The following is a 26075-nucleotide window of genomic DNA, read 5'->3' as shown; positions in this document are numbered from 1 at the left end:
CTCCCCGCGGCCGGGATGGCGCACCCGCCCCGAGGCGGACGCCGACCGCGCCGCCGTGCGCGCGGTGAACGCCGCCGCCTTCGACACCACCGCCGAGGCGGACCTCGTCGACGCGCTGCGCGCCGACCCGGACGCCTGGCTGCCCGGCCTGTCGTACGTCGCCGAGGCGCCGGACGGCTCGGTCGCGGCGTACGCCCTGATCACCCGCTGCCGGGTCGGGGACGCCCCGGCGGCGGCCCTCGCCCCGGTGGCGGTGGCCCCCGGGCACCAGCGGCGGGGCGCCGGGCAGGCCGTGGTGCGGGCGGTGCTGGACGCGGCCCGGCGCGCCGGCGAACCGCTGGTGCTGGTGCTCGGCCACCCCGCGTACTACCCGCGCTTCGGCTTCGTCCCGGCCTCCCGGTACGGCATCAGGCCCTCCTTCGAGGTGCCGGACGAGGCGATGATGGCGCTCCCGCTGGCGGACGGGGGCGTCGTGCCCGCCGGGACCATCACCTATCCGCCCGCGTTCGGCGTCTGACCCCGCGGGTGGCCGGCCGTCCCCCGGCCGCCCTGTCGTCCGGCCCGGTCGTCTGGCCCGGTCGTCTGACCGGAACGGGGGCCGTGGTGCGCCGGGCGGACGCGGGATCGCGTGTCCGGCGAGCGGCTCGCGTACGGCAGACTGAGACTTGCCCCACAGGGCCGAGAACCGATGCGAAGGATGGTTATGCCGACCACACCTGCCACCGCGGCGAACAGCGCGCCGAACGGAGCCGCACCGTCGATCATGCTGGAGCTGGTCGACGAGGACGGCACCACCATCGGCACCGCCGAGAAGCTGTCGGCGCACCGGGCACCGGGCCGGCTGCACCGGGCGTTCTCGGTGTTCCTCTTCGACGAGGAGGGGCGGCTGCTGCTCCAGCGCCGGGCGCTCGGCAAGTACCACTCCCCCGGCGTCTGGTCGAACACCTGCTGCGGGCACCCGTATCCGGGGGAGGCGCCGTTCACGGCCGCCGCCCGGCGGGTCTCCGAGGAGCTGGGCGTGTCGCCGTCGCTGATGGCGGAGGCGGGCACGGTCCGCTACAACCACCCGGACCCGGTGTCGGGGCTGGTGGAGCAGGAGTTCAACCACCTGTTCGTGGGGATGGTGCAGGCCCCGCCGCGGCCGGACCCGGACGAGGTCGGGGAGACGGCGTTCGTGACGGCGCGGGAGCTGGCGGAGCGGCACGCGTCGGCGCCGTTCTCCGCGTGGTTCATGACCGTGCTCGACGCGGCCCGGCCCGCCATCAGGGAGCTGACGGGGACCGCTGGCGGCTGGTGACGCGCCGGGGCGCCGATACCGGGGCGCCGGCGCTCTGACGGGCCGGCGTCCTGGGCTCCGCGGCCACCTGCGGGCCGGTGTGCCGCGGGCCCGGTGTCCTGTCGGCCCGGTGTCCTGCCGGCCCGGCTCCCGAGAAGGGAGGCCCGCGGCGCGCCCCGGCCGTACGCGGCTGGGGCGCGCCGCGGCGTACGGGCCGTCAGCGGGGCAGCGCGGCCCAGATGATCTTGCCGCCGGTCGCGGTGCGCTCGACGTCGCAGACGCCGCCGGCCGCGCGGGTGATCTCGCGCACCAGCAGCAGGCCGCGCCCGCCGGTCTGCCCGTAGTCGGTCTCCAGGGCCTTCGGGCGGTACGGGTGGTCGTCCTCGACGGCGACCCTGACCCACTCGGCGCCGACCGCGACCTCCACCGCGACCTGCGGGGAGAGCAGCGCCGCGTGCCGTACGGCGTTGGTCACCAGTTCGGAGACGATGAGCAGCAGGCCCTGGACGGCGTCGTCGGCGACCGGGGCCCCCTGGCGCTTCAGCAGGTCCCGGACGGCGTGCCGGGCCCGCGGTACCGAGGCGTCCACCGCCGGTGCGGTGAAGCGCCAGACCCCTTCGTACGACGGTGGCCGGGCCGGCACGCTTCCGCGGCTCTCCATGGTCCGGCTCCCGCCCTCGTGCTCGATTGTCGCCACGGACCGAGTGTTGGCCTCGGGGCGCGAGCGCCGGGAGGGAGACCGGAACTGGCGCGTTGTCGAGCGATACGGCTCGTGATCAGAACGCTTTCTTACCTATCCGGCCGCTTCTGGTCGGGTTCTGACGGGCGCGTACCGCTGTGCCGTACGCCCTCCGGAGCCGCCTCCCGCCCCGAGCCGGTGGCGGGGCCCGAGCCGGTGGCGGGTACGGGGCCGGGGGCCGGTACGGGGCCGGAGGCGCCGCGCCCGCCCACCCCGGCCGCGATCAGGCCGAGCCCGTCGAACAACAGCGCCAGCGAGAAGAACGTCCCCAGCACGTAGAGGCTGCTGCGGGGCCAGTCGAAGAGCACCAGCAGGCCCAGCACGATGCCGAACGCGCCCTGGAGCAGCGACCAGCCGAACCGGGGCCCGCGCACCACCGCGCTCCCCACCAGCCGGAACACCCCGCCCGTCAGGAAGAGCAGCGCCGCGAACATGGTGAACGCCTCCGCCGACTCACCCGGATGACGGATCACCACGAATCCGGCGGCGATGTTCAGCGCGGCGACCACCGCGGCCGGCCAGAAGGCGCCGGTACCGCGGGACTCCAGCGCCTGGACGAGGCCCACCGCGCCGCCGACCAGCAGCAGCCAGCCGAAGACCAGCATGGACGTCAGCGTGGCCAGTCCGGTGTAGACCAGCCCGAACAGGCCGCCGGCCACCAGGACCACGCCGAGCGGGACGAGCAGGGCGAGGTGGCGGCGGGGTCCGGCGCCCTCGGCGTCCGGGGCGTGGGGGGTGGGGGACATGGGGGTCTCGCTTCCTGGTGCGACTGCCGCGGCGCCCCCGTCCTGATCGTACGTTCGGGCCGCGGGGATAGCATCCGGCCCATGGAGCCGCAGCTGCAGCACCGCGTCACGGACGGGGTCGCGACCGTCGTCATCCACAACCCGGCCAAGCGCAACGCCATGACGGCCGGCATGTGGCGTGCCCTGCCGGAGCTGCTGGAGGAGCTGGCCGCCGACCGGGACGTCCGGGCGCTCGTCCTGACCGGCGCCGGGGACACCTTCTGCGCCGGGGCCGACATCTCCGGGCTGCGCGAACCGGACGACCGGCAGCCGTCGCTGGCGCTGCGCGCCGAGGAGGCGCTGGCCGCCTTCCCCCGGCCGACCCTCGCCGCCGTGCGCGGCTACTGCGTGGGCGGCGGCTGCCAGCTCGCCGCCGCCTGCGACCTGCGCTTCGCCGAGGAGGGCGCACGGTTCGGGGTGACCCCGGCGAAGCTGGGCATCGTCTACCCGTCGGCGTCCACGCGGCGGCTGGTCTCCCTGGTCGGGCCGGCCGCGGCCAAGTACCTGCTGTACTCCGCCGAGCTGATCGACGACGAGCGGGCGCTGCGCACGGGCCTGGTCGACGAGCTGCTGCCAGCCGGGGGGCTGGACAAGCGGGTGGAGGACTTCGTCCGGGTGCTGCTGGCGCGGTCGCCGCTGACCCAGGCGGCCGCGAAGGAGTTCGCCGACGGGCGCACCGACCGGGACGCGCACTGGGCGGAGGAGGCCCGCCGGAGCGGTGACCGGGCGGAGGGCGTGGCGGCGTTCCTGGAGCGGCGCCCGCCCCGCTTCACCTACCGGGGCTGAGGCACCCGCCGGGCTCGCGACCCGGCCCCCGGAGCCCGCTCGGGGGCGGGAGCCGGGGCGACGGCCCGCCGGGGCGGGCGTGCCCGGAGGCGGGCCTGAGCACCGGACGCGCCGGACGCGCCACCCGGACGCCCGGGCGCCGGGCCCCTGGACGCCCGGACCCCGGGCCGGCACGGGCATGCGGGGGCCTCCCGCGGAGGGCGCGGGCGCCCCCACCGGCTCCGTCGGCCGAGCGCCTTCGTGAGAGGGTGCGCGCCCGCCCGCCACCGGGTGCCGGAGCCCCGTTTCCGCCGGCCGCCGCGCTCCTGGGGCCGTTCGGGCGTAGGCGGAGCCCTGTATTCCGTACCGACCAGTCAGTAGCGTGTGCGGCATGACGACGACTGCCCCGAGCCCGCTGCCGCCGCGCGCGGTGCGCCGCTGCGCCCACCCGCTGAACCTCTTCCACGCCTCCGTCTACTTCTCCCCCGAGTACGCCGAGGAGCTGGCCGCCGCCGGCGTGAAGGACCCGCACGCCGCCTACTTCGCGGGGCGCGCCGCCGCGCTGGGCGCCGTCGGCGCCGGGGCGGTGACCGGGACGTTCTACAACTTCAGCCACGACCTGGTCGCCCGGCACCTGCCCGCCGTGTGGGAGAGCGCCTCGCCTGCCGACGCGCTCGCCGCCCGGCTGCGCGCGGCCGACCGGACCGTGCGGCGGCTGCTCGGCGACGCCGCCGACTCGGCCGCCATGGCGGAGGCAGCCGAGCTGGCGCTGCGCGCCGCGAAGGCGTGCACCCGGCACGCCCGGCCGCTGTACGCCGCCCACGCCGACCTGCCGGTGCCGGACGCCCCGCACCTGGCGTACTGGCACGCGGCGACGCTGCTGCGCGAGCACCGGGGCGACGCGCACTTCGCCGCCCTGCTGACCTCGGGCCTGGACCCGCTGGAGTCCCTGGTCGCCCACGGCGCGACCAGTGCGGGCGCCTCGACGACATGGGTGCTGGCCTCGCGCGGCTGGGCGCGGGCGGACTGGGACTCCGCCGTGGAGCGGCTGCGCGGCCGGGGGCTGCTGGACGGCGAGGGCGCGCTCACCGAGGCGGGCGCGGCGCTGCGCGAGGAGGTGGAGGACCTGACCGACCGGATGGACACGGCGCCCTACGCCCACCTGGGCGAGGCGGGCGTCGCCCGGCTCACCGAGCTGGCCAGGGGGTTCCTCGCGACGGCGGCCGAGGCGGGCGCCTTCCCGGCAGGGCTCACCGGCCGGAGGTGAGTCCGCGCGGCCCGGCGCCGGCCGGTGGCCGTGGCCGCCGGGTCCCGTCACCCGGGGCGCGGCATGCACGCCCCCCGGCCGGGCGCCGGGCGGACCCCGGCCGGTGGACGCGGCGGACGGGGTCCGGGGGCGCGGACGGACGGGGTCTGGGGCGCGGACGGGCTGGGTCCGGGGCGCGGACGGGGACGCCCTTCGGACCCGCCTGCGACGGAATGCGACACGGCCCGGCCGGGCCAGGCAGAATGCGAGCGCAATCCGAAAGCACGGGAAGGCGGGTCGGGACACACCGTGACGACGTCCATCGAAGGCAGGATCGCCGAGGAGCTCGGCGTACGGGAGCGGCAGGTCAGGGCGGCCGTGGAGCTGCTGGACGGCGGCTCGACCGTGCCGTTCATCGCGCGCTACCGCAAGGAAGCGACCGGGATGCTCGACGACGCCCAGCTGCGCACCCTGGAGGAGCGGCTGCGGTACCTGCGGGAGCTGGAGGACCGGCGCGCCGCGATCCTCGACTCCGTACACGAGCAGGGCAAGCTGACCGAGGAGCTGCGGGCGCGCATCCTCCAGGCCGACACGAAGGCCCGCCTGGAGGACATCTACCTGCCGTTCAAGCCGAAGCGGCGCACCAAGGCGCAGATCGCCCGCGAGGCCGGGCTGGAGCCGCTCGCGGACGGGCTGCTCGCCGATCCGGGCGTGGAGCCGCTCGCGGCCGCCGCCGCGTTCGTCGACGCGGACAAGGGCGTCGCGGACCCGGCCGCCGCGCTGGAGGGCGCGCGGGCGATCCTCACGGAGCGCTTCTCCGAGGACGCCGACCTGATCGGCGAGATGCGCGAGCGGATGTGGACGCGCGGCCGGCTGGTGGCGAGGGTCCGCGAGGGCAAGGAGGAGGCGGGCGCCAAGTTCGCCGACTACTTCGACTTCGCGGAGCCGTTCACCGAGCTGCCCTCGCACCGGGTGCTGGCGATGCTGCGCGGTGAGAAGGAAGACGTGCTGGAGCTGGTCCTGGAGCCGGAGGAGCCGGTCGACGGGCCGTCCACGTACGAGGGGATGGTCGCCCGGCGGTTCGGCGTCGCGGACCGGGGGCGCCCGGCCGACAAGTGGCTTGCGGACACGGTCCGCTGGGCGTGGCGCACCCGCATCCTGGTGCACCTCGGCATCGACCTGCGGCTGCGGCTGCGGACGGCCGCCGAGGACGAGGCCGTGCGGGTCTTCGCCGCGAACCTGCGGGACCTGCTGCTGGCCGCGCCCGCCGGCACGCGGGCGACGCTGGGCCTGGACCCCGGCTACCGCACGGGCGTCAAGGTCGCCGTGGTCGACGCGACGGGCAAGGTCGTCGCGACGGACACGATCCACCCGCACGTCCCGCACAACAAGTGGGAGGCGTCCCTGGCGGTGCTGGCGCGGCTGGCGAAGGAGCACGCCGTCGAGCTGGTCGCCGTCGGCAACGGCACGGCGTCGCGCGAGACCGACAGGCTCGCCGCCGACCTGATCGCCCGCCACCCCGAGCTGAACCTGACCAAGGTGATGGTGTCGGAGGCCGGCGCCTCGGTGTACTCGGCGTCGGCGTTCGCCTCGCAGGAGCTGCCCGGTCTCGACGTGTCGCTGCGCGGCGCCGTGTCGATCGCGCGGCGGCTCCAGGACCCGCTCGCGGAGCTGGTGAAGATCGACCCGAAGTCGATCGGTGTCGGCCAGTACCAGCACGACCTCTCCGAGGTGAAGCTGTCCCGGTCGCTGGACGCGGTGGTGGAGGACTGTGTGAACGGCGTCGGCGTGGACGTCAACACCGCCTCCGCGCCGCTGCTGTCGCGGGTCTCCGGCATCGGCTCGGGCCTGGCGGAGAACATCGTGGCGTACCGCGACGCGAACGGCCCGTTCCGGTCGCGCCGGGCGCTGAAGGAAGTGCCGCGCCTCGGCCCCAAGGCGTACGAGCAGTGCGCGGGCTTCCTGCGCATCCGCGGCGGCGACGACCCGCTGGACGCGTCGGCCGTGCACCCGGAGGCGTATCCGGTGGTGCGGCGGATGGTGAAGCGGACGGGCGGCGAGGTCGCGAGCCTGATCGGCAACACGGGGGTGCTGCGGTCGCTGCGGGCCGACGACTTCGTGGACGAGAAGTTCGGCCTGCCGACCGTCACCGACATCCTGCGCGAGCTGGAGAAGCCGGGGCGCGACCCGCGGCCCGCGTTCCGCACGGCCACCTTCAAGGAGGGCGTCGAGAAGATCGGCGACCTGGCCGCGGGGATGGTGCTGGAGGGTGTCGTCACCAACGTGGCGGCGTTCGGGGCGTTCGTGGACGTCGGCGTCCACCAGGACGGCCTGGTGCACGTCTCCGCCATGTCGCGGAACTTCGTGAAGGACCCGCGCGAGGTGGTGAAGCCGGGTGACGTGGTGAAGGTGAAGGTGCTCGACGTCGACGTGGCGCGCAAGCGGATCTCGCTGACGCTGCGCCTGGACGACGAGGCGGCGCCCGGCGGCACCTCCGGTGGGCCGCGGCGGGAGCGGGGCGCCCGCCCGCCGCAGCAGCGCCAGGGCGGCGCGGCCGGTGGCGGTGGGCGCGGTGGCGGCCGGGACGGCGGTGGCGGCCAGGACCGGCGCGGCGGGCGCGGCGAGCGGGCCGGCGGCCCCCGGAGCGGTGACCGGCAGGCGGCCCCCGCGAACGGTGCGATGGCGGACGCCCTGCGCAAGGCGGGCCTCCTGGGCGGGGGCTCCGGCGGTACCGGTGGCTCCGGCGGGGGCCGGGGGCGCCGCTGAGCCGAGGCGGACCGGTCCCGCGCCCCTTCGCGGCGGGTCCGCCGTCGCCGGGTGGCCGGGCGGGCCGCCCCGTGGGGCGGCGGTGCCTCGCCGGATCGGGCCCGCGCCACCGGACGACCGGGGCGGGGCCCGTCGCGGCCGGACCCCCAAGGCCGCGGGCCCGTCGCGGCCGGGTGCGCCGGGATCGGGGCCGGGCGCGCCGGGATCGGGAAGCGCCGGGGCCGGGTCGCACGGGGCAGGGCCGCGCCGCGCGGGGACGGGCGTGGTCGGGGCCGCGCCACCCGGCCGGGGTGACCGGTTTCCTGGTGGCCGTGCCCGGGTCGGCCCGGGTGCGGCGCGCCCGTCGGTGTGGTCCGTTCCGGGGCGGGCGGGGCCCTTCCCCGCCCGCCCCGGTCGGCGTTCCCGGCCGGGCCGGGTCCGGCCGGGAGGCGACGTGGGCGCGGCCCGGCCGAGGGGCGCGGCCGGCCTGCCGGCCGGACGGGGTGGGGCGGGACCGGCCGACATGCGGGCGGGGGCGCGGCGTGTGACTCTGTGCGGGTCACCAGAGCGCCCCCGGCGACGGCCCGGGACGGCGGAGACCCGGACGGAGCGGCCATGAACCAGATCGGCGACAAGCCCGAAGAGGTCCGCAGGCACCAGGAGGAGGAGCGGCGCGCCCGTGGCCGCGACGAGCGCGACCGGCGCACCGAGGACGCCCCGGACGCACGAGGGGAGCACAAGGAGCGTGGGGCGGTCCGCGGCGCGGTGCCCGACGACGCGGACGAGACGTACAGCACCTTCGACGCCTACGAGGAGCCCGAGGACCGCCCGTAGACGGGGGGCGGACGGGGCCTCGGCCGCGCACCGCACGTCGCGGCGCCGCTGACCGGGGGTCGGCCGGCGGCCGGGTCAGACCTCCGCGGCCTTGCCGTCCGCGACCTCGACGCGGCGCGTCACGTGGACGGCGTCCAGCATCCGCCGGTCGTGCGTGACCAGGAGCAGCGTCCCGGTGTACGCGTCGAGCGCGGACTCGAGCTGCTCGATCGCCGGAAGGTCCAGGTGGTTGGTCGGCTCGTCCAGGACCAGCAGGTTCACGCCGCGGCCCTGGAGGAGGGCGAGGGCGGCACGGGTCCGCTCCCCCGGCGAGAGCGTCGTCGCCGGGCGCAGCACATGGGCGGCCTTCAGGCCGAACTTGGCGAGGAGGGTCCGCACGTCCGCCGGTTCGGTGTCGGGCACCGCCGCGCAGAACGCGTCCAGCAGGGTCTGCTCGCCGTGGAACAGCCGGCGGGCCTGGTCGACCTCGCCGACGACGACCCCGGAGCCGAGCGCGGCGTGGCCCGCGTCCAGGGGCAGGCGGCCGAGGAGGGCGGCGAGGAGGGTCGACTTGCCCGAGCCGTTGGCGCCGGTGATGGCGATCCGGTCGGCCCAGTCGACCTGGAGGGTCACGGGGCCGAAGGCGAAGTCGCCGCGCCGGACCTCGGCGTCGCGCAGGGTCGCCACGACGGCGCCCGAGCGGGGTGCGGCGGCGATCTCCATGCGCAGCTCCCACTCCTTGCGGGGCTCCTCGACCGTGTCGAGCCGTTCGATCATGCGCTGGGTCTGGCGGGCCTTGGCGGCCTGCTTCTCGCTGGCCTCGCTGCGGAACTTCCGGCCGAGCTTGTCGTTGTCGCCGGCCTTGCGGCGGGCGTTCTTGACGCCCTTGTCCATCCACGAGCGCTGCATCCGGGCCCGGCTCTCCAGGGCGGCCTTCTTGTCGGCGTACTCGTCGAACTCCTCGCGGGCGTGGCGGCGGGCCGTCTCGCGCTCCTCCAGGTAGGCGTCGTAGCCGCCGCCGTAGAGGGTGACCTGGTGCTGGGCGAGGTCGAGCTCGAGGACCTTGGTGGCGGTGCGGGCGAGGAACTCGCGGTCGTGGCTGATGACGACCGTGCCGGCGCGCAGGCCCCGCACGAAGGTCTCCAGCCGCTCCAGGCCGTCCAGGTCGAGGTCGTTGGTCGGCTCGTCCAGGAGGAAGACGTCGTACCGGGAGAGGAGCAGCGAGGCGAGCCCGGCGCGGGCGGCCTGGCCGCCGGAGAGCGCGGTCATCGGCTGGTCGAGGCCGACGGTGAGGCCGAGGCCGACGGCGGTCTCCTCGGCCCGGTCGTCGAGGTCGGCCCCGCCGAGGGCGAGCCAGCGCTCGAGGGCGGTCGCGTACGCGTCGTCGGCGCCGGGCGCGCCGTCGACGAGGGCCTGCGTCGCCGTGTCCATCGCCGCCTGCGCCTGGGCGACGCCGGTGCGGCGGGCGAGGAAGTCGCGGACGGTCTCCCCCGGCCGCCGCTCGGGTTCCTGGGGCAGGTGGCCGACGGTGGCGGTGCGGGGCGAGAGGTGCACCTCGCCGTCCTCGGGGGCGTCGAGCCCGGCGAGCAGGCGCAGCAGGGTGGACTTCCCGGCGCCGTTGACACCGACGAGCCCGATGACGTCGCCGGGCGCGACGACGAGGTCGAGCCCGGTGAAGAGGGAGCGCTCGGCGTGCCCGGCGGCGAGGTTCTTGGCGACGAGGGTGGCAGTCATCAGGAGGCCGATCCTAGGCCAGCCGGCCGGGCGGGCTCCCCGCTGCCCCGGACCTCGCGGGCGGTGGGGAGCGCCTGCCTCCGGCCGGAGGCGGGGACCGGGCCGGGCCGGAGCGGCCGGGTCGGAGTCGGGGCGGGGGGGGTCGAGTCGGGTCGGAGTCGGGGCGGGGGGCGAGTCGGGTCGGGTCAGGGCCGGTCGCGGCGAGGCGGGGGTCGGGCCGGGTCGGAGTCGGGGCGGGGGTCGAGTCGGGTCGGGTCAGGGCCGGTCGCGGCGAGGCGGGGGTCGGGCCGGGTCGGAGTCGGGGCGGGGGTCGAGTCGGGTCGGGTCAGGGCCGGTCGCGGCGGGGCGGGGTGGGGGTGGGTCGGAGCTGAGGCGGGGGCGGGGTCGGAGCCGGGGTCGGGTCGGGTCGGACCCGGGGTCAGGTCGGACCCGGGGCGGGGCCGGGGTGGCCGGGGTGGCCGGGGTGGGGCGGGCCGGGACCTGTGCGGACCGGGCCGTAGCCGGGGATCCGGGCAGGGCGGCGGGTCCCGGGGCCGGTCCTCCCCGGCCGGGCGGGGTCAGGCCGCGCCGTCGCAGCTCGCGTCGGGGGCATGCGGTCGCCGAGCGCGGGGGCGGGGACGCCCAGGACGGCGGCGTCGGCGGCCGCTCGGCCGCGGCGCACGGCGGTCGGCGGTCGGCGGTCGGCCCGTCAGCCGGCGGCCCACGCTATGTAGCCGTCGGGCCGGACCAGCAGGGTCGTGCCCCGCCCGGGGCGGGCCCAGGTGGCGTGGAGTACGTCCCCGGCCACGGCGGAGGCGGGAGGGGTCCGGGCCGCGGCCGCTGCGCGTCCCTGCGGGCGCACCAGGACGAACATGCCCTTCCGGAGCAGTTCGTAGAGGCGGCCCTCCTCCAGGGCCAGGTCCGGCGCGCGCCGCCCCGTGAGGGGGTGGGCACCCTGGGCGGCGCGGTAGCGGATGCCGACCCCGGTGAGCTGGCCGACCGCCCTGTCCGACACGGGCCGGGCGGCGCCGAGCAGACCGGTGACGGCCGCACGCAGCGCGCGCCGCGCCGGGGTGTCCGCCATGGCGAGGCGCAGGATGCCGCCACTGCTGCGCAGCACGGCCCTGCCGACCGGGTGGCGTTCCGCGTGGTAGCTGTCCAGCAGCGCCTCCGGGGCGGGGGCGCGGCCGCGCAGCACGGCGGCCAGCTTCCACGCGAGGTTGGCGGCGTCCTGCAGCCCCGTGTTCATGCCCTGGCCGCCCGCGGGCGAGTGGACGTGTGCGGCGTCGCCCGCGAGGAAGACCCGCCCGGTGCGGTACGCCGGCACCTGCCGCTCGTCGCTGTGGAAGCGGGAGAGCCAGCGCGGATCGTGCATGCCGTAGTCCGTGCCGTGGGCCCGGCGCACGATGTCGCGGACCTCCTGCAGTCCGACCGGTTCGCCGTCGGGCGCCTCGCGGTCGCGGTCCCAGCCCATCACCCGGTACCAGCCGTCGCCGAAGGGCGCCATGAAGGCGAAAGCGCCGTCCGCGGCCTCTACGGCCACCGGGTCGTCGGGTTCCCGCGTGAACCGCACGTCGGCGAGGACCATCGAGCGGATCACCGCCGCACCGGGGAAGGGGAGCCCCAGCAGCTCCCGTACGGTGCTGCGCAGCCCGTCCGCTCCCACGAGGTACCGGACCCGCAGCGTGGACGTACCGCCGCCGGGTCCGTCGAGCTCCGCCGTGACACCCTCGGCGTCCTGGCACAGTGACCGCAGGGCGGTCTCGTACCGGAAGTCGGCACCGGCCTCCTCCGCACGCCGCCGCAGGACGCGCTCCACCTCGTACTGCGGTGTGACGAGCAGGTAGGGGAAGCGGGACCGCAGCCCGGCGAGGTCGAGTCGGGCGCGCCCGAAGAGGCGTAGCCGGGTGAGGCGGCTGCCCGTGCCGGCCAGTTCGTCGGCCACGCCTCGGGCGTCCAGCACTTCGAGGGTGCGGGCGTGGACACCGAAGGCCCGTGTCAGGGTGTCCGTGTCGGCCGGCCGGCGTTCGACGAGGGTGACCCGCAGACCGGCCGCGGCGAGGTCTCCGGCGAGCAGCAGCCCCGTCGGGCCCGCGCCCACCACGGCGACGTCGGCCTCCGGGACTCCTCCGCTTCCGCCCGCCCCGTGCCGCGGGTCAGGGCCCGCGCCCTGTCCTGCACCTGCACCCCTGTCTGATCCTGTGCCTGTGTGCGGTGTCCGGTCCATGCCGCCCTCCCCGTGGCAGACGAACGCCAACAAGCGTTTGCCAACGCTCGTTGGTCAACGCTTGTTGGCCATCCTGCTCCCGTCACGCCTGGCTTGTCAACGGTTGTTGGCCTACATTCGCCGGCATGACGACGGAAGTCACCGACCCCGCGCCCGAGCACCCGCGCCGTTCGGATGCCACGCGCGCCGCGATCCTCGCGGCCGCCCGGGAACGCTTCGCCGCCGACGGCTACGAGCGCGCCACCATCCGCGCCATCGCCCGCGACGCGGGCATCGACCCGTCGATGGTGATGCGCTACTACGGCAACAAGGAGGGGCTCTTCACCGCCGCGTCCGAGATCGACCTGCGCCTGCCGCGACTGGGCGCGCTGCCCGCCCAGCACGTGGGAGCGGCCCTCGTCGGCCACTTCCTCGACCGCTGGGAGGCCGACGACGTGCTCACCGCGGTGCTCCGCGGCGGCATCACCAACCCGGCGGGCGCGGAGCGCATGCACGCGATCTTCCGGGAGCAGCTCGGCCCGCTGGTCCTCGGCCTGTGCCCCGACCCGGCCGAGGCCCCGCGCCGTGCCGCGCTCGTCGCCTCGCAGATCCTCGGCATGGCCCTGGTCCGCTACGTGGTGAAGCTCCCGCCCGCCGCCGACCTGACGAGGGACGAGGTCGTCGCCTGGCTCGCCCCGACCGTGCAGCGCTACCTCACCGCGGAGCGGCCGTAGGACTCGGCGGGGCCCGCGACGGGGCGGCCGCGGGACCCGGTGCAGCGGGCTCCGCGGTGATCTCGCCGGTCGGCTCCGGCGAGCGCGGGCGTGCGGCATGGTGCGGGCCGCCGCGATGGGACCGTGAGGAACATGACCGGACGGACCGGGCGGCAGCCGGGGCGGACCGGGCCGGTGGTCAGCAGTGGGGCACGGGGGTGGCCGCCGTGAGGTGGTGGGCGGCGCGGGCGTCCAGGAGCAGGGGCACCAGGGCGCGCAGCGGCTGGCGGAGCGGGACGAAGGCGCCCGCGGCGTCCGGGACGGCGCGGACGCCGTGGAGGGTCAGCTCGTCGGACCACTCGGCGTACTGGCCGGGGCTGAGGCGGTAGCCGCAGGGCGGGTTCCGGAGGGTCTCCGCGGGGCCGGCGGGGTCGTTGTCGGCGCCGCCCAGCAGGACGGGGCCCCGGTCGGCGTACCCGGCGGTCCGGGCGGCGGCGGTGGCGGCGGTGATCCGGGCGCGGCGCTCGGTGACGTACGCGAACGCTCCGTCGAGGGCGGCGAGCTGGCTCGCGACCCTGCGGCGGTGGTCGCGGGCGGGGTCGCCGCCCGCGCCCCCGCCGGTGCCGGTGCCGGTGCCGGGGAGGGCGTTCTCGCGGGTCTCCACGAGGAGTCCGACGGCGTGCTTGACCCCGGTGGTGTTGCGCAGGATGCGCTCCTGGCCGTCGCCGGCGACCTGGCGTACCGCTTCGCCGGTGACGGGATCGGTCCAGATGCCGTAGAGCCCGCTGGTGAAGCCGGCGCGCTCGGCGGCGGGCCGGACGTACGCCTCGGAGAGGGTGCGCGACTCGTGGTGGACGGCGGGGCGGGTGTTGAGGTTGCGGGGCCACAGGGCGAGGAGGTCCTTCACGTAGTACGGCGGTGTGCCGGCGTACTCGTGGAGGTCGAGCACGACGTGGGGCCGGTGGTCGCGCAGGACGCGCGCGGTCGCGCGGGCCTCGGCGGTGCTCAGGGCGATGTGGTCGCGGTTGACGTCGACACCGTCGGCGTTGTGGCGGGTGTTCGCGGCCCGGCCGTCCGGGTTGGCGGTGGGGAGGGCGAGGACGGTGGTGCGGGCCAGGAACCGCAGGGTCCGGGCGTCGCGGGCGTAGGCGAGGTCGCGGACGGTGGTGAGGCACGCCTCGCGCCCTGACGGCTCGTCACCGTGCTGGCCGCACACGAGGAGGACGGTGGTGGCGGCGGGGCCGGGGGCCGCGCCGACGCGGACGAGGCGCAGGGGGCGGCCCTGGCGGGTGGTGCCGAGGGTGGTGAGGGTGGCCCGTTCGCTGCCCCGGTCGACGGCGGTGAGGAAGCGCTCCTCCTCGTCCAGGCCGGTCCAGCGGGCGCCTCCGCTCGTCTCGAAGCCGGTGCGGGGCGGGGCGGACGGGGCGGCCGCCTCAGCCGGGGTGTCCGCCGGAACGGCCGGGACGCGTACGGCGGCGGGGGCGGGTGCGGCGGCAGGGGCGGCCGGGGCGGGTGCGGCGGCCGCGTCGGCCGGGGACGCCTGGGCCGGGTCCGCCAGGACGGCGAGGGCGGCGGCGCAGGCGGCCAGGGCGGCGAGGAGGCGCGGGCGCGGGGTCATCGGGCGGCGGCGTTCCTGCGCGTGCGTTTCGGCATGGCGGGACGGTACTGCCGGCGGCTGTCCGGCAGTAGAGGGCGATTGCGGGGCAAGCACGGCAGAGGGGGTGAGGCGGGCGGAGGCGCGCCCAGGTCGGCCGAATGGCGATCGTGTGATCGTACGCGCCGTGGACATGACCACGGCCACCACGCTCAATGGCGTTCGGAACATCCGGTCCTCCTACGACTTGGAGCGTCATACGTGCACCGCAGACTGATCGCCCCGGGCGCGATCGCGGCCTCCCTGCTGCTGGCGATCCCGGCATCGGCCGCCGACTTCACGCCCGGCGCGCCGGGCATCGGGGACCCCTACTACCCGGCCAGCGGCAACGGCGGATACGACGTCGCCCACTACGACCTGCGGCTGAAGTACCAGCCGTCGACGGACCTGCTGGAGGGCACGGCGACGATCCTCGCCACCCCGACGCAGAACCTGTCCCGCTTCAACCTGGACCTCGGGCTCAGGGCGCTGGAGGTGCGCGTGAACGGCCGCAAGGCGTCGTTCACGACGTCCGGGGCCCAGGAGCTGGAGATCACCCCGGCCGTACCGCTGCCGAAGGACCGTCCGGTTTCGGTCGTCGTACGGTACGCGGGGAAGCCCTCGGAGGTGCGGATCGACGGCTGGACGGCGTGGCACCGCACCCCGGACGGCGGGGTGGCCGCGCAGCAGCCCGAGTCGGCCGTGTGGTGGTTCCCCTCCAACGACCACCCGCTCGACAAGGCGACCTTCGACGTCTCGGTCGCCGTCCCGGACGGCACGCAGGCCATCAGCAACGGCGTCCTGCAGTCGCAGAGCTCCAGGCTGGGCTGGACCCGCTACAACTGGCGGTCCGACAAGCCGCAGGCCACGTACCTGGCGACGCTGGCGGTCGGCCGGTTCGACGTCACCACCGACACGACGGCGAACGGCCTGCCGGTGGTCAACGCGTACAGCAAGGACCTCGGGGCCAACGCGGGCGCGGCGCGCGCCAGCGTCGAGCGGACCGTCGAGGTCGCCGAGTGGCTGGAGGAGGTCTTCGGCCCGTACCCCTTCAACGCGCTCGGCGGGTACGTGCCGAACGTGCGCAGCGGCTACGCGCTGGAGACGCAGACCCGCCCCTTCTACAGCCCGCGCCAGTTCGCGAACGGCTCCAACGTGTCGGTCGTCGTCCACGAGCTGGCCCACCAGTGGTACGGCGACAGCGTGTCCGTGCGGAACTGGAGGGACATCTGGATCAACGAGGGCTTCGCCCGCTACAGCCAGTGGCTGTGGTCCGAGCGGGAGGGCGAGGGCACGGCGCAGGAGCTGGCCGACTGGGTGTACGCCTCGCGGCCCGCGGACGACCCGTTCTGGAAGGTGAGGCCGGGCGATCCGGGGGCGGAGAACCAGTTCCACACGGCCGTCTACGACCGGGGCGCGCTGGCCCTGCAGGCGCTGCGCAACGAACTGGGCGACCCGGTCTTCTTCCGCGTCCTTAAGGGCTGGCCCACGGAGCGGGCGTACGGCAACGCCGAGGTGGCCGATTTCGTCGCCTACGCGGAGCAGGTGTCCGGCAAGCGGCTCGGCGGCCTGTTCGACACCTGGCTGTACCAGCCGTCCAAGCCGGAGGCCCCGCCGGCTCCGGCGGCCGGGTCCGGTACGGCGGGGAAGGCGGGGGCGGCCGCGTCCGCCCCGGTCCGCGAGGCCCCGGCGGCTCCGTCGAGCCCGCCCAGGTCCTGGTCCAAGATCGCCGCGACGAACACCATCCACGACCACGGCGACCACGGTCACGAGGGCCACGGTCACGAGGGCCACGGCCACCGCTAGGTGTTCTGTCCCGGGAGGTTGTGGACGGGTGATGCAGGTCTCGGCTGAGGGATCTTGAAATGGGTGAGGGCCTTCTGGCCTGGTGTGGATTGCGACATCTGCACCGGCGACCAGAAAGGCCCTCGTGCCCCACCGTAATGCACCCCTGACCGAGACCGGACGGCTGCGCCTGGCCCGCTGCGTGGTCAAGGACGGCTGGCCGCTTCGGCGGGCCGCCGAACGTTTCCAGGTCTCACCCACCACCGCCCATCGATGGGCTGCCCGCTACCGGGCCATGGGCGAGGCCGGGATGGGCGACCGTTCCTCCCGTCCGCACGCAAGCCCGCGCCGGACCCCGACCCGCACCGAACGCCGGATCATCAAGGTCCGCCTCATCCGCCGGTGGGGGCCGGCCCGCATCGCCCACCTCCTGGACCTGGTGCCCTCCACGGTCCACCGCGTGCTGACCCGCTTCGGGCTGGCCCGCCTGACCTCCCTGGACCGGGCCACCGGCCGTGTCATACGACGCTACGAACGCGACCGGCCCGGCGAACTCGTGCACGTCGACATCAAGAAACTCGGCAACATCCCCGACGGCGGCGGCCACAAGACCCTCGGCCGCCAAGCCGGCCGCAAGACGAAGTCCGGCGTCGGCTACAGCTACATCCACACCGCCGTCGACGACCACTCCCGTCTCGCCTACAGCGAGATCCTGGCCGACGAGAAGAGGGAGACCGCCACCACCTTCTGGCAGCGGGCCCACGCCTACTTCGCCTCATGCGGGATCACGGTGCAGCGGGTCCTGACCGACAACGGCTCGTGCTACAGATCCCACGCCTGGCGCGACGCGCTGGCGGCGGCCGGGATCACCCACAAGCGAACCCGGCCCTACCGGCCCCAGACCAACGGCAAGGTCGAACGCTTCAACCGCACCCTGCTCGACGAATGGGCCTACGCCCGCCCCTACCGCTCAGAGCAGGAACGACGCGATGCCTTCCCCGACTGGCTGCATACCTACAATCACCACCGCGGACACACCGCGCTCGCAGGCAAACCACCCGCCAGCCGCGTCCCCAACCTCACAGGGCAATACAGCTAGGCCGCGAGGGCCACGGCCATCGCCGGGTACGGGGAACGGGCGCCGGACCGCCGGGGCGCCGGGCGGCCGGTGCGGGCGGCACCCGGCCGTTCCGGCAGGCACCCGGTGATCGCGGGGTGCCCGACCGCAGGGAAAGGGTGGCCTCCGTACGCGGGCGGTCGCGACGGCCCGCACCGCGCCCAGCCGGACCGGGCGCGGCGCGGGCCCCGCACCCGGCAGGGGCCGCCCGCGGCGCCCGCGCCGGGACCGGCTCGCCCACAGGGGCTCGCCCACCCGCGCCGGGCCCCGCCCGCAGGGGCCCGCGCCCGGCGGGGCCGACGGCCGCAGGGCCCCGGCCCGGCAACGGAGAGAGCGCTCTCACCAGGACGGCCACCCGATATTCTGACCGGGCACGCCCGTCAGAGCCGCCTGAGGAGTCCGTCTTGCCCGATTCGAGCCCGGGGGCCCGTCCCACGCTGGAAGCCGTCGCGGTCCGCGCCGGGGTGTCACGGGCGACGGTGTCGCGCGTCGTCAACGGCGGGGCCGGGGTGCGCGAACCGCTGGCGGAGCGGGTGCGCAGGGCCGTCGAGGAGCTGGGGTACGTCCCGAACCACGCGGCCCGCACCCTGGTGACCCGGCGCAACGGCGCCGTCGCCGTGATCATCGCGGAGCCGGAGTTCCGGATCTTCTCCGACCCGTTCTTCGAGCAGCAGGTGCGGGGCATCAGCCGCGAGCTGACGGCCCACGACACGCAGCTGGTGCTGCTGTGGGTGGAGGGCCCGGGCGACTACGAGCGGATCGCCCGCTACCTGGGCGGCGGCCACGTCGACGGGGCGCTGGCGTTCTCGGTCCACGACGACGACGAGCTGCCGTCCGTCGTCCGCCGCGTACAGGTGCCCACCGTGTTCGGCGGGCGCCCCGGCTGGCCGGGCGCGGCCGGTGACGCGGGCGCCCCGTACGTGGACGCGGACAACCGGGGCGGGGCGCGCGAGGCCGTGCGGTACCTGCTGGGCCTGGGCCGGGAGCGGATCGCGCACCTCGCGGGCCCGAGCGACCAGACGTCGGCGACGGACCGGCTGGCCGGCTACCGGGACGTGCTGCTGGACGCCGACCCCGGCCTGGTGGCGCAGGGCGACTTCACGGAGGAGTCGGGCGCGCGGGCGATGGCCGAGCTGCTGGAGCGGCGGCCGGGGCTGGACGCGGTGTTCGCGGGCAACGACCTCATGGCGTCGGGCGCCCTGCGGGTCCTGCGCGAGCGGGGGCTGCGGGTGCCGCAGGACGTGGCGGTGGTGGGCTTCGACGACATGGCGTCGGTCGCCGAGACGACGGACCCGCCGCTGACCACGGTCCGCCAGGACATCGAGGGCATGGGGCGGCTGATGGTGCGGCTGCTGATGCGGGCCCTCAACCAGGACGGCGCCCCCGGCGCGGCGCCGGCCTCGGTGATCACGCCGACGGAACTGGTCCTGCGCGCCTCGGCGTAGGCCCCGGCACGGGCGGGTGCCGGCGTGCGCGGGCGCCGGCCGCCGGGCGCGAGCCGCGGTACCCGCGCCGACCCGCGCGTACGGCGGAGACCCGCCACGCCGGCCGAGTGCGGCAGGACCGGGAGGTCGCCGGGGTCATCGCACGGGGCGGCGCGCCCGGAGGTCCGCGCGGTGGGCGGCGCGGGCCCTGCGGGCCAGGGGGAGGTAGCGCAGGCGCTCGGGGAGTGCGGGCACCACGGCGCGGGCGACCCGGCCGAGGAGGCGCAGCTTCCGCTCCTGGGCCGCCGTCCACCCGACACCGAGCGCCTCGCGTGCCTCGGGCGGCAGGAAGCCGGTGGCGACGAACGCCCGGAAGCGGGTGAAGCGGGGCCACAGCAGCGGCCACAGGGCGCGCAGCAGGAGGCGCAGCGGCAGGGGGCCGCGGTCGGGCGGCGGGACGGGGACGCCGGGGTCGAGCAGTTCGCGGACGACCGCGGTCGGCTCCACCACGTCGGCGAGGGCCTTGCGGTAGTACGGCCAGAACTCCTCGATCGTCTGGGGCATGTCCCGGTCGCGGATGCCGAGGATCCGGCCGACCTGGAGCCATTCGGCGTAGAAGGCCCGCTCCTGCGCCGCGGTCATCGGGCGGACGAGGTAGCGGGCCGCGTGGCGGTGGACGGGGAAGCCGGTGGCGTGGACCCAGGCGTACACGGCGGGGTCGAGGGCGTGGTACGGGCGGCCGTGCGCGTCGGTGCCCCGGACGGCGCGGTGCGCGCGGCGCAGGCGGCGGCCCTCCTCGGCGGCCTGCTCGCCGCCGTAGACCCACAGCTGGAGGGAGCGCAGGGAGCGGTCGGCGCGGCCCCAGGGGTCGGTGCGGAAGACGGAGTGCTCGTCGACTCCCGCGCCGACGGCCGGATGGGCGACCTGGAGCACGAACGCGGCGGGGAGCATCAGCAGGGAGCGGATGTCGCCGGTGAGGGTCCACAGCACCCCGCCGGGCGGCGGCGGTGCGGGCCGGCCGGACGCGTGGGTCATGGGCGCTGCTCCGGTTCTGGTGGGGGTTGTCATCGGGTGCGGCCGGGGGCGGGGGCCGCTGGCCGGAGCCGGTCTCCGGCGGGCGCGCGCGGTGGCCGGGCCCGGTCTCCTGGGCGGTGGGCCCGGCCGGTGGCCGCCGGGTCGGTGGACTTCCAGTATGCGATCACCGGCGGCGGAGGTGCGGCGGGGTGCCGGGGGCGCGGGCAGGAGGATCTTCGCCGGGCCGCCCGATCCACGCAAGATCTCCTCCAACCGGTGTCTACCCGAGAGTAACCGCGGCTGCTTTGATGTGCGGCGCCCCGTACGAAACCCGCCCCCCGCACAAGGGAGTTGCCGTGCCCCAGACGCAGTCCGAGCCCCGTTCCGCGGCGCGCCGCACGCCGCGCCGCACGCCGCGCACCGTCCTGTCCGCCGCCGTCTCCGCCGTCCTCGCCGCGGCGTCACTGGCCGCCTCCGCTCCGGCCGCCTCGGCCGCACCCGCCGCACCCGCCGCGACCACCGCGTCCACCGCGTCCACCGCGACCGTGCCCGCCGCCTCGGCCGAGGCCACGCCGAGTCTGCGGGTGCTCACGTACAACGTCTTCCTGTTCAGCCGGCACCTCTACCCGAACTGGGGGCAGGACCACCGGGCGAAGGCCGTCCCGGAGGCGCCGTTCTTCCAGGGCAACGACGTGGTGGTGGTCCAGGAGGCGTTCGACAACACCGCGTCGGACGCGCTGCTGCGCAACGCCTCCGCCCAGTACCCGCACCGCACGCCCGTGATGGGGCGCTCCACGTCCGGGTGGGACGCGACGGGCGGGTCGTACTCCTCGGCCACGCCCGAGGACGGCGGTGTGGCGGTCCTGAGCAGGTGGCCGATCCTCCGCAAGGAGCAGTACGTCTTCAAGGACGCGTGCGGGGCCGACTGGTACTCCAACAAGGGCTTCGTGTACGCGGTGCTGGACGTGGACGGCCGGCGGGTCCACGTGGTCGGCACCCACGCCCAGTCGACCGATCCGGGGTGCTCGGCCGGGCAGGCCGCGCAGACCCGCGCCCGGCAGTTCCAGGCGATGGACGCGTTCCTGGACGCCAAGAGGATCCCCGCGTCGGAGCAGGTGATCGTGGCCGGCGACCTCAACGTGGACACCCGCACCCCGGAGTACGCGTCGATGCTCGCGAACGCGGGCCTGGCCGACGCGGACGGCCGCACCGGCCACCCGTACTCCTTCGACACGGCGGAGAACTCCATCGCGGCCGAGCGCTACCCGGACGACCCCCGTGAGGACCTCGACCACGTGCTGCACCGCGCGGGGCACGCCCGCCCGGCCGGCTGGACGAACACGGTGGTCAAGGAGCGCAGCGCCCCCTGGACCGTGTCGAGCTGGGGCACCTCGTACACGTACACCAACCTGTCGGACCACTACCCGGTCGTGGCGTCCGGCCGGTAGTCGTACGGCGTCGTGGTGGACAGCTCCGTGAAGCCGAGCCGGGCCAGGATCGGCCGGCTGTCGTCGGAGGCGTCCACCTGGAGCCGGCGGAAGCCCAGGTCGGCGGCGACGCGGGCCCGGTGGGCGACGAGGGAGCGGTACAGCCCGCGCCCGCGCCACCCGGGCACCGTGCCGCCGCCCCACAGCCCGGCGAAGCCGGTGCCGGGGACCAGCTCCATGCGCGCCGAGCTGACCGGCCGCCCGTCGGCCACGGTGACGGCAACGACGGCGACGAGCGTGCCGGGCCGCTCGGCGAGCTGCCGGACGAGCCGGCGGCGCAGCGCGGTGCCGTCCGTGCCGAACGCGCGGTCGTGCACCTCCCCCATCAGCTCCACCCCGGCGGCGTCCGTCACGGGGACCAGTTCCACGCCGTCCGGCGGCGCCGTGCCGAGCGCGGCGATCCGCTCGGACTCGGCGACCATCAGGGCCTCGCGCGGCCCGGCCGTGAAACCGGCGACGCGCAGCCGGTCGCCGAGGTCGCACGGGGCGTCGTGCGCGTAGAGCTTCCACTCGAACTCCCGCCCGAGGGCGGTGAAGTGGGCGATCTGCTCCGCGATGGCGGCGTCCGCGGTGGCGGCCGTGAGGCCGCTCCACAGGACGCCGTTCCACGCGTCGGGCGGGCCCGTCTGCCGTACGACGTCCCCCACCCGCTCGACCCGGCAGCCGGGGCCGTCCGGGGACACCTCCCGCCGCATCCGCCTGTCGAACAGCTCGCGTACGCCTTCAGGGTCCATCGGGCCAGCCGACCACGGTGCCGGAGGGACCGGCAAGTCGTTTACGGGCGGGCCCATGAGGTAGTTTGAACGTGTTCAATTCCGAGGGTTCACTCTCCAGGGGGCGGTGGTCATGGACGCGGAAGCGCGGACACACACGCGGGTGCACGGGCTCCAGTACGCGGTGGCGGTGCTCGCCGCCCTGGGGACCGCGGGTCCCTGCCTGCTTCTCATGGACACGGCCGTCGGCGGGCTGGCCCTCGTGACGGCCGCGCCGGTGGCGGCGCCGCTCCTGCTGGCGCGGTGGCCGTTCGCCTTCGCGTGGACGTGCCTGCTCCTCGGGGCCGGCCTCTGCGTGTGGGCGTTCATCGGCGCCATGGGCGGCATGTCCTTCTTCCTTCCCACCGCCATGCTCCTGCTGATCGCCCCCGCGGTCGGCCCGCGCCCGGGGCCCTTCACCCGCCGGGGCCGTCCACGTCGTACACGGTGACCGGGACGCCGCGGGCGGCCAGACGCGCGGCTGTCAGCGGCTCCACCCGCTCCCACCGGCCACCCGCCGGCCCGCAGCCGAGCCGGGGCCCCGTCCCCGTCACACCCGCCACCGCACGAGGCGCCACCGGCATCACCGCCGGGAGAGGAGCGGCCGGTGGCCGTCCCGGCGGGGCCGGAGCCGAGGCGGGCCGGAGGGCCGTGCGGTTTCGCAGTGGTGGTGAGACAGCAATACTGTTGCAGCAGTGCGACAGCGCAGGAGGACGGGGGCGGTAGCGTGGCGGCCGAGACGACGCAGCAGCAGGCGTTCACCGTGGACGAGCTGGCCGCGCGGGCGGGCGTCACCGTCCGCACCATCCGTTTCTACGGCACGCGCGGGCTGCTCCCACCGCCCGTCATCGGCCCCCGCCGGGTCGGCCGGTACGGGCCGGAGCACCTGGCGCGGCTGGCGCTCATCGAGGAGCTCCAGCACCAGGGCATGACCCTCGCCGCGATCGAGCGGTACCTGGAGCAGCTGCCGCCGGACGTCGACGCCCAGGACCTCGCCATCCACCGGGCGCTGGTCGCGAGCTGGTCGCCGGAGAGCACGGAGAGCCTGACGCGCGGGGAGCTGGAGCGGCGGGCCGGGCGGGCGCTGACCGACGCCGACATGGACCTGCTGGCCGCGATGGACGTGCTCTCCGGGCCCGACGCGCGGGGCGCCCTGCGGGTCGACCCCGGGCTGCTGCGGCTCGGCCTGCAACTGCTCGACGTGCCCATCCCGCACGCCACCATCGTGGCCGCCCGCGAGGTGCTGGTCGAGCACACCCGCGCGGCCGCGCAGGAGCTGACCCGGCTCTTCCGGGACGAGGTGTGGGGCCCGTACCGGGAGCGGGAGCCGGACCCGGAGGACCCGCGGCGCGTCAAGGCCATGAAGTCGCTGTCGGCCCACATGCAGCCGCTGGTGCTCCAGGCCCTGGTGACCGCCTTCCAGCGCTCCCTCACCGACGAGCTGCGGGCCGCCTTCCGGGCCCCGGCCGAGTAGGGCACCCGCCGCGGAGGGGCGCGCCCGCCGCGAGGGCGCCCGCCGCGGAGGGCGCCCCCGGCAGCCCCTTGCGGCAGGCGCCCCGTCGGCGCCCCTCAGTCCGTGAAGGTCCCGCCCCGCTCCGCCTTCTCCACCAGCAGCGCGGGCGGTGCGAAGCGCTCGCCGTACCGCTCCGCCAGCTCGCGCGCCCGCGCGACGAAGCCGGGCAGCCCGCCCGCGTAGCCGTTGGCGTACTGGAGCACGCCGCCCGTCCAGGCGGGGAAGCCGATGCCCAGCAGGGAGCCGACGTTGGCGTCGGCGACCGAGGTGAGGACCCCCTCCTCCAGGCAGCGCACCGCGTCGAGCGCCTCGGAGAACAGCATCCGCTCCTTCATGTCCTCGAAGGGGATGTCCGCGCCGGGCCGGGTGAAGTGCTCGCGCAGGCCCGGCCACAGACGGGTGCGGCGGCCCTCCTCGTCGTACTCGTAGAAGCCGGCGCCGCCGCTGCGGCCCGGACGGCCGAACTCGTCGACCATGCGGTCGACGACGGCCTCGGCCGGGTGGGTGTGCCAGGTGCCGCCCGCCTCCAGCACCGCGCGCCGCGTCTCCTCGCGGATCCTGCGGGGCAGCGTCAGGGTCAGCTCGTCCATGAGGGAGAGCACCCTCGCGGGGTAGCCGGCCTGCGCCGCCGCCTGCTCGACGGAGGCGGGCTCGACGCCCTCGCCCACCATGGCGACGCCCTCGTCGATGAACCGGCCGATGACCCGTGAGGTGAAGAAGCCGCGCGAGTCGTTGACGACGATCGGCGTCTTGCCGATCTGCCGGACCAGGTCGAAGGCGCGGGCCAGGGCCTCCTCGCCGGTCCGCCCGCCCTTGACGATCTCGACCAGCGGCATCCTGTCGACGGGCGAGAAGAAGTGCAGGCCGACGAAGTCCGCCTGCCGCTCGACGCCGTCGGCGAGGTCGGTGATGGGCAGCGTCGAGGTGTTGGAGCAGAGCAGGGCGTCGGGCGCCACGACGCCCTGGACCTCCTGGAACACCTTGTGCTTGAGCGCCGTGTCCTCGAAGACGGCCTCGATCACCGCGTCGCAGCCGGCGAGGTCCGCCGCGTCGGCGGTGGGCCGAATGCGGGCGAGCAGCGCGTCGGCCTTGCCGCGGGTGGTGCGGCCCCGCTCGACGGCCTTGGCGCAGAGCTGCTCGGAGTACGCCTTGCCGCGTGCGGCGGCCTCCTCGGTGACGTCCTTGAGGACGACCTCGATGCCGGCCTTGGCGCAGGCGTACGCGATGCCGGCGCCCATCATCCCGGCGCCGAGCACGGCGGCCCTGCGGACCGTGCGCCGTTCGGGGCCGCGGGGGCGGCTGCGGCCGGAGTCGACCGCCTGGAGGTCGAAGAAGAACGCCTGGATCATGTTCTTGGCGGTCTGCCCGGTGACCAGCTCGGTGAAGTAGCGGGCCTCGATGTCGCAGGCCGTCGCGAAGTCGACCTGGGAGCCCTCGACGGCCGCCGCGAGGATGTTGCGGGGGGCGGGGAAGGGGGCGCCGCCGAGCTGCTTGCGCAGGTTGGCGGGGAAGGCGGGGAGGTTCGCCGCGAACGCGGGCTGCGCGGGCGTGCCGCCGGGGATGCGGTAGCCGGGCTCGTCCCAGGGCTGGCGGGACTCGGGGTGCGCGTCGATGAAGGCGCGCGCCTTGGCCAGCATCTCCTCGGGCGTCTCGGCGACCTCGTGGACGAGGCCGTTCTCCAGGGCCTGCCGGGGCGCGTACCGGGTGCCCTGGAGGAGGACCTTGAGGAGGGCGTCGGTGACGCCCATGAGCCGTACGGTGCGGGTGACGCCGCCGCCTCCGGGGAGCAGGCCGAGGGTGACCTCGGGCAGGCCGATCCTCGCGCCGGGCGCGTCGAGGGCGATCCGGTGGTGGGCGGCGAGGGCGATCTCGTACCCGCCGCCGAGCGCGGCGCCGTTGATCGCGGCGACGACGGGCTTGCCGAGGGTCTCGATGCGGCGCAGGGCGCGCTTGATGTCGCGGGAGGCGTCGAAGACCCGCCGGGCGTCGGCGGGGCCGGCCTTCAGCAGGTCGCCGAGGTCGCCGCCGGCGAAGAAGGTCTTCTTGGCGGAGGTGTAGACGATGCCGCGGATGGCGTCCCGCTCGGCCTCCGCCCGCTCGGCGACGGCGGCGAGGGAGGTGCGGAACGCCTCGTTCATGGTGTTGGCGGACTGCTCGGGGTCGTCCAGGACGAGGGTGACGATCCCGGTCTCGTCCTGCTCCCAGCGGATGGTGGAACGCGTCGGCGTGGCGGTCATGGATGCTTCTTCCGTTGCGGGCCGCTGCGGGTGCTCGCGGCGGCTCGGTCGTGGCGCGGGTGCGGACGGGCGGGCGGCGCCGGGCGGCGGATACGGGGGTGGGCACGGGCGC

20 protein-coding genes and 1 pseudogene are annotated in these 26075 nt (G+C 76.1%); 13 read left to right on the top strand and 8 right to left on the bottom strand.

Annotated elements, in window-relative coordinates:
* Positions 1-16: 16 nt before the first annotated feature.
* Positions 17-517 (top strand): annotated as a pseudogene (locus tag CP974_RS26780) (GNAT family N-acetyltransferase); the annotation flags it as partial.
* A 186-nt stretch (positions 518-703) separates the two neighbouring features.
* Positions 704-1297 carry an isopentenyl-diphosphate Delta-isomerase gene (gene idi, locus CP974_RS26775; RefSeq protein ID WP_031133832.1) on the top strand — a complete coding sequence of 198 codons (594 nt, stop codon included), beginning with the start codon at positions 704-706 and terminating at the stop codon, positions 1295-1297.
* Between the two features lie 196 nt (positions 1298-1493).
* Here the strand turns inward: idi and CP974_RS26770 are convergent, their stop codons facing one another.
* Positions 1494-1937, bottom strand: coding sequence for an ATP-binding protein (locus tag CP974_RS26770; protein WP_031133831.1), 444 nt, complete (start codon positions 1935-1937; stop codon positions 1494-1496).
* A gap of 128 nt (positions 1938-2065) precedes the next feature.
* The gene (locus CP974_RS26765; protein ID WP_031133830.1) at positions 2066-2761 is read right to left on the bottom strand and encodes an HdeD family acid-resistance protein; all 696 of its coding nucleotides are present in this window, start codon (positions 2759-2761) and stop codon (positions 2066-2068) included.
* 81 nt (positions 2762-2842) lie between these two features.
* Between CP974_RS26765 and CP974_RS26760 the strand changes: the two genes are divergently transcribed.
* The 4 genes from CP974_RS26760 (at position 2843) to CP974_RS26740 (ending at position 8390) form a co-directional block, all read left to right on the top strand.
* Entirely contained in the window at positions 2843-3586 is a 744-nt protein-coding gene (locus CP974_RS26760) for an enoyl-CoA hydratase/isomerase family protein (RefSeq protein ID WP_031133829.1), read from the top strand.
* A 370-nt stretch (positions 3587-3956) separates the two neighbouring features.
* A complete protein-coding gene (locus CP974_RS26755) occupies positions 3957-4832 on the top strand; it encodes an SCO6745 family protein (protein ID WP_031133828.1) in 876 nt (291 codons plus the stop codon).
* A gap of 288 nt (positions 4833-5120) precedes the next feature.
* Positions 5121-7577 carry a Tex family protein gene (locus tag CP974_RS26750; RefSeq protein WP_031133827.1) on the top strand — a complete coding sequence of 819 codons (2457 nt, stop codon included), beginning with the start codon at positions 5121-5123 and terminating at the stop codon, positions 7575-7577.
* A 594-nt stretch (positions 7578-8171) separates the two neighbouring features.
* Complete coding sequence (locus tag CP974_RS26740) at positions 8172-8390, top strand: hypothetical protein (protein WP_031133826.1); 219 nt, start codon at positions 8172-8174, stop codon at positions 8388-8390.
* Between the two features lie 75 nt (positions 8391-8465).
* On the opposite strand, the gene CP974_RS26735 is transcribed toward CP974_RS26740, so the two are convergent.
* Together CP974_RS26735 and CP974_RS26730 are read right to left on the bottom strand one after the other, a co-directional pair.
* Complete coding sequence (locus CP974_RS26735; RefSeq protein ID WP_031133825.1) at positions 8466-10103, bottom strand: ABC-F family ATP-binding cassette domain-containing protein; 1638 nt, start codon at positions 10101-10103, stop codon at positions 8466-8468.
* 688 nt (positions 10104-10791) lie between these two features.
* Positions 10792-12309 (bottom strand): FAD-dependent oxidoreductase, encoded by a 1518-nt coding sequence (locus CP974_RS26730; RefSeq protein WP_078915876.1) that lies wholly within the window; start codon positions 12307-12309, stop codon positions 10792-10794.
* A 125-nt stretch (positions 12310-12434) separates the two neighbouring features.
* Here CP974_RS26730 and CP974_RS26725 point away from each other — a divergent pair, with 125 nt between their 5' ends.
* Entirely contained in the window at positions 12435-13022 is a 588-nt protein-coding gene (locus CP974_RS26725; RefSeq protein ID WP_031136071.1) for a TetR/AcrR family transcriptional regulator, read from the top strand.
* 178 nt (positions 13023-13200) lie between these two features.
* On the opposite strand, the gene CP974_RS26720 is transcribed toward CP974_RS26725, so the two are convergent.
* Positions 13201-14619 carry a M14 family metallopeptidase gene (locus CP974_RS26720; protein WP_037939518.1) on the bottom strand — a complete coding sequence of 473 codons (1419 nt, stop codon included), beginning with the start codon at positions 14617-14619 and terminating at the stop codon, positions 13201-13203.
* A 237-nt stretch (positions 14620-14856) separates the two neighbouring features.
* Between CP974_RS26720 and CP974_RS26715 the strand changes: the two genes are divergently transcribed.
* The 3 genes from CP974_RS26715 (at position 14857) to CP974_RS26705 (ending at position 18981) form a co-directional block, all read left to right on the top strand.
* Positions 14857-16440, top strand: a complete 1584-nt coding sequence (locus tag CP974_RS26715) for a M1 family metallopeptidase (protein WP_031136075.1) — start codon at positions 14857-14859, stop codon at positions 16438-16440.
* A gap of 124 nt (positions 16441-16564) precedes the next feature.
* The gene (locus CP974_RS26710) at positions 16565-17518 is read left to right on the top strand and encodes an IS481 family transposase (RefSeq protein WP_085921379.1); all 954 of its coding nucleotides are present in this window, start codon (positions 16565-16567) and stop codon (positions 17516-17518) included.
* Positions 17519-17940: 422 nt separating this feature from the next.
* Positions 17941-18981, top strand: a complete 1041-nt coding sequence (locus CP974_RS26705) for a LacI family DNA-binding transcriptional regulator (protein WP_031132552.1) — start codon at positions 17941-17943, stop codon at positions 18979-18981.
* Between the two features lie 135 nt (positions 18982-19116).
* On the opposite strand, the gene CP974_RS26700 is transcribed toward CP974_RS26705, so the two are convergent.
* Entirely contained in the window at positions 19117-19995 is an 879-nt protein-coding gene (locus CP974_RS26700) for an oxygenase MpaB family protein (RefSeq protein ID WP_031132550.1), read from the bottom strand.
* 404 nt (positions 19996-20399) lie between these two features.
* Between CP974_RS26700 and sph the strand changes: the two genes are divergently transcribed.
* Positions 20400-21422, top strand: a complete 1023-nt coding sequence (sph, locus tag CP974_RS26695; protein WP_031132548.1) for a sphingomyelin phosphodiesterase — start codon at positions 20400-20402, stop codon at positions 21420-21422.
* On the opposite strand, the gene CP974_RS26690 is transcribed toward sph, so the two are convergent.
* Positions 21395-22195, bottom strand: a complete 801-nt coding sequence (locus CP974_RS26690; protein ID WP_031132546.1) for a GNAT family N-acetyltransferase — start codon at positions 22193-22195, stop codon at positions 21395-21397. The two genes, sph and CP974_RS26690, sit on opposite strands and share 28 nt — an antisense overlap.
* 112 nt (positions 22196-22307) lie before the next feature.
* Between CP974_RS26690 and CP974_RS26685 the strand changes: the two genes are divergently transcribed.
* Both CP974_RS26685 and CP974_RS26680 read left to right on the top strand, forming a co-directional pair.
* Complete coding sequence (locus CP974_RS26685) at positions 22308-22664, top strand: hypothetical protein (protein WP_031132545.1); 357 nt, start codon at positions 22308-22310, stop codon at positions 22662-22664.
* A 276-nt stretch (positions 22665-22940) separates the two neighbouring features.
* A complete protein-coding gene (locus CP974_RS26680) occupies positions 22941-23687 on the top strand; it encodes a MerR family transcriptional regulator (RefSeq protein ID WP_031132543.1) in 747 nt (248 codons plus the stop codon).
* Positions 23688-23782: 95 nt separating this feature from the next.
* Here the strand turns inward: CP974_RS26680 and CP974_RS26675 are convergent, their stop codons facing one another.
* On the bottom strand, positions 23783-25963 hold the full coding sequence (locus CP974_RS26675) for a 3-hydroxyacyl-CoA dehydrogenase NAD-binding domain-containing protein (RefSeq protein WP_031132541.1): 2181 nt from the start codon (positions 25961-25963) through the stop codon (positions 23783-23785).
* Positions 25964-26075 lie beyond the last annotated feature (112 nt).

Origin of the sequence: Streptomyces fradiae ATCC 10745 = DSM 40063, from assembly GCF_008704425.1 — a bacterium.
Classification (GTDB): Bacteria; Actinomycetota; Actinomycetes; order Streptomycetales; family Streptomycetaceae; genus Streptomyces; species Streptomyces fradiae.
The sequence above is the reverse complement of the archived record's forward strand: the minus strand, read 5'-3'. Positions and strand labels throughout refer to the sequence as shown.

Bases quoted from the DNA above. Each gene is read 5' to 3' on its own strand.
- idi (WP_031133832.1), top strand. From the start codon at position 704: ATGCCGACCACACCTGCCACCGCGGCGAACAGCGCGCCGAACGGAGCC.
- CP974_RS26770 (WP_031133831.1), bottom strand. From the start codon at position 1,937: ATGGAGAGCCGCGGAAGCGTGCCGGCCCGGCCACCGTCGTACGAAGGG.
- CP974_RS26765 (WP_031133830.1), bottom strand. From the start codon at position 2,761: ATGTCCCCCACCCCCCACGCCCCGGACGCCGAGGGCGCCGGACCCCGC.
- CP974_RS26760 (WP_031133829.1), top strand. From the start codon at position 2,843: ATGGAGCCGCAGCTGCAGCACCGCGTCACGGACGGGGTCGCGACCGTC.
- CP974_RS26755 (WP_031133828.1), top strand. From the start codon at position 3,957: ATGACGACGACTGCCCCGAGCCCGCTGCCGCCGCGCGCGGTGCGCCGC.
- CP974_RS26740 (WP_031133826.1), top strand. From the start codon at position 8,172: ATGAACCAGATCGGCGACAAGCCCGAAGAGGTCCGCAGGCACCAGGAG.
- CP974_RS26735 (WP_031133825.1), bottom strand. From the start codon at position 10,103: ATGACTGCCACCCTCGTCGCCAAGAACCTCGCCGCCGGGCACGCCGAG.
- CP974_RS26730 (WP_078915876.1), bottom strand. From the start codon at position 12,309: ATGGACCGGACACCGCACACAGGCACAGGATCAGACAGGGGTGCAGGT.
- CP974_RS26725 (WP_031136071.1), top strand. From the start codon at position 12,435: ATGACGACGGAAGTCACCGACCCCGCGCCCGAGCACCCGCGCCGTTCG.
- CP974_RS26720 (WP_037939518.1), bottom strand. From the start codon at position 14,619: ATGACCCCGCGCCCGCGCCTCCTCGCCGCCCTGGCCGCCTGCGCCGCC.
- CP974_RS26700 (WP_031132550.1), bottom strand. From the start codon at position 19,995: ATGACCCACGCGTCCGGCCGGCCCGCACCGCCGCCGCCCGGCGGGGTG.
- CP974_RS26690 (WP_031132546.1), bottom strand. From the start codon at position 22,195: ATGGACCCTGAAGGCGTACGCGAGCTGTTCGACAGGCGGATGCGGCGG.
- CP974_RS26685 (WP_031132545.1), top strand. From the start codon at position 22,308: ATGGACGCGGAAGCGCGGACACACACGCGGGTGCACGGGCTCCAGTAC.
- CP974_RS26675 (WP_031132541.1), bottom strand. From the start codon at position 25,963: ATGACCGCCACGCCGACGCGTTCCACCATCCGCTGGGAGCAGGACGAG.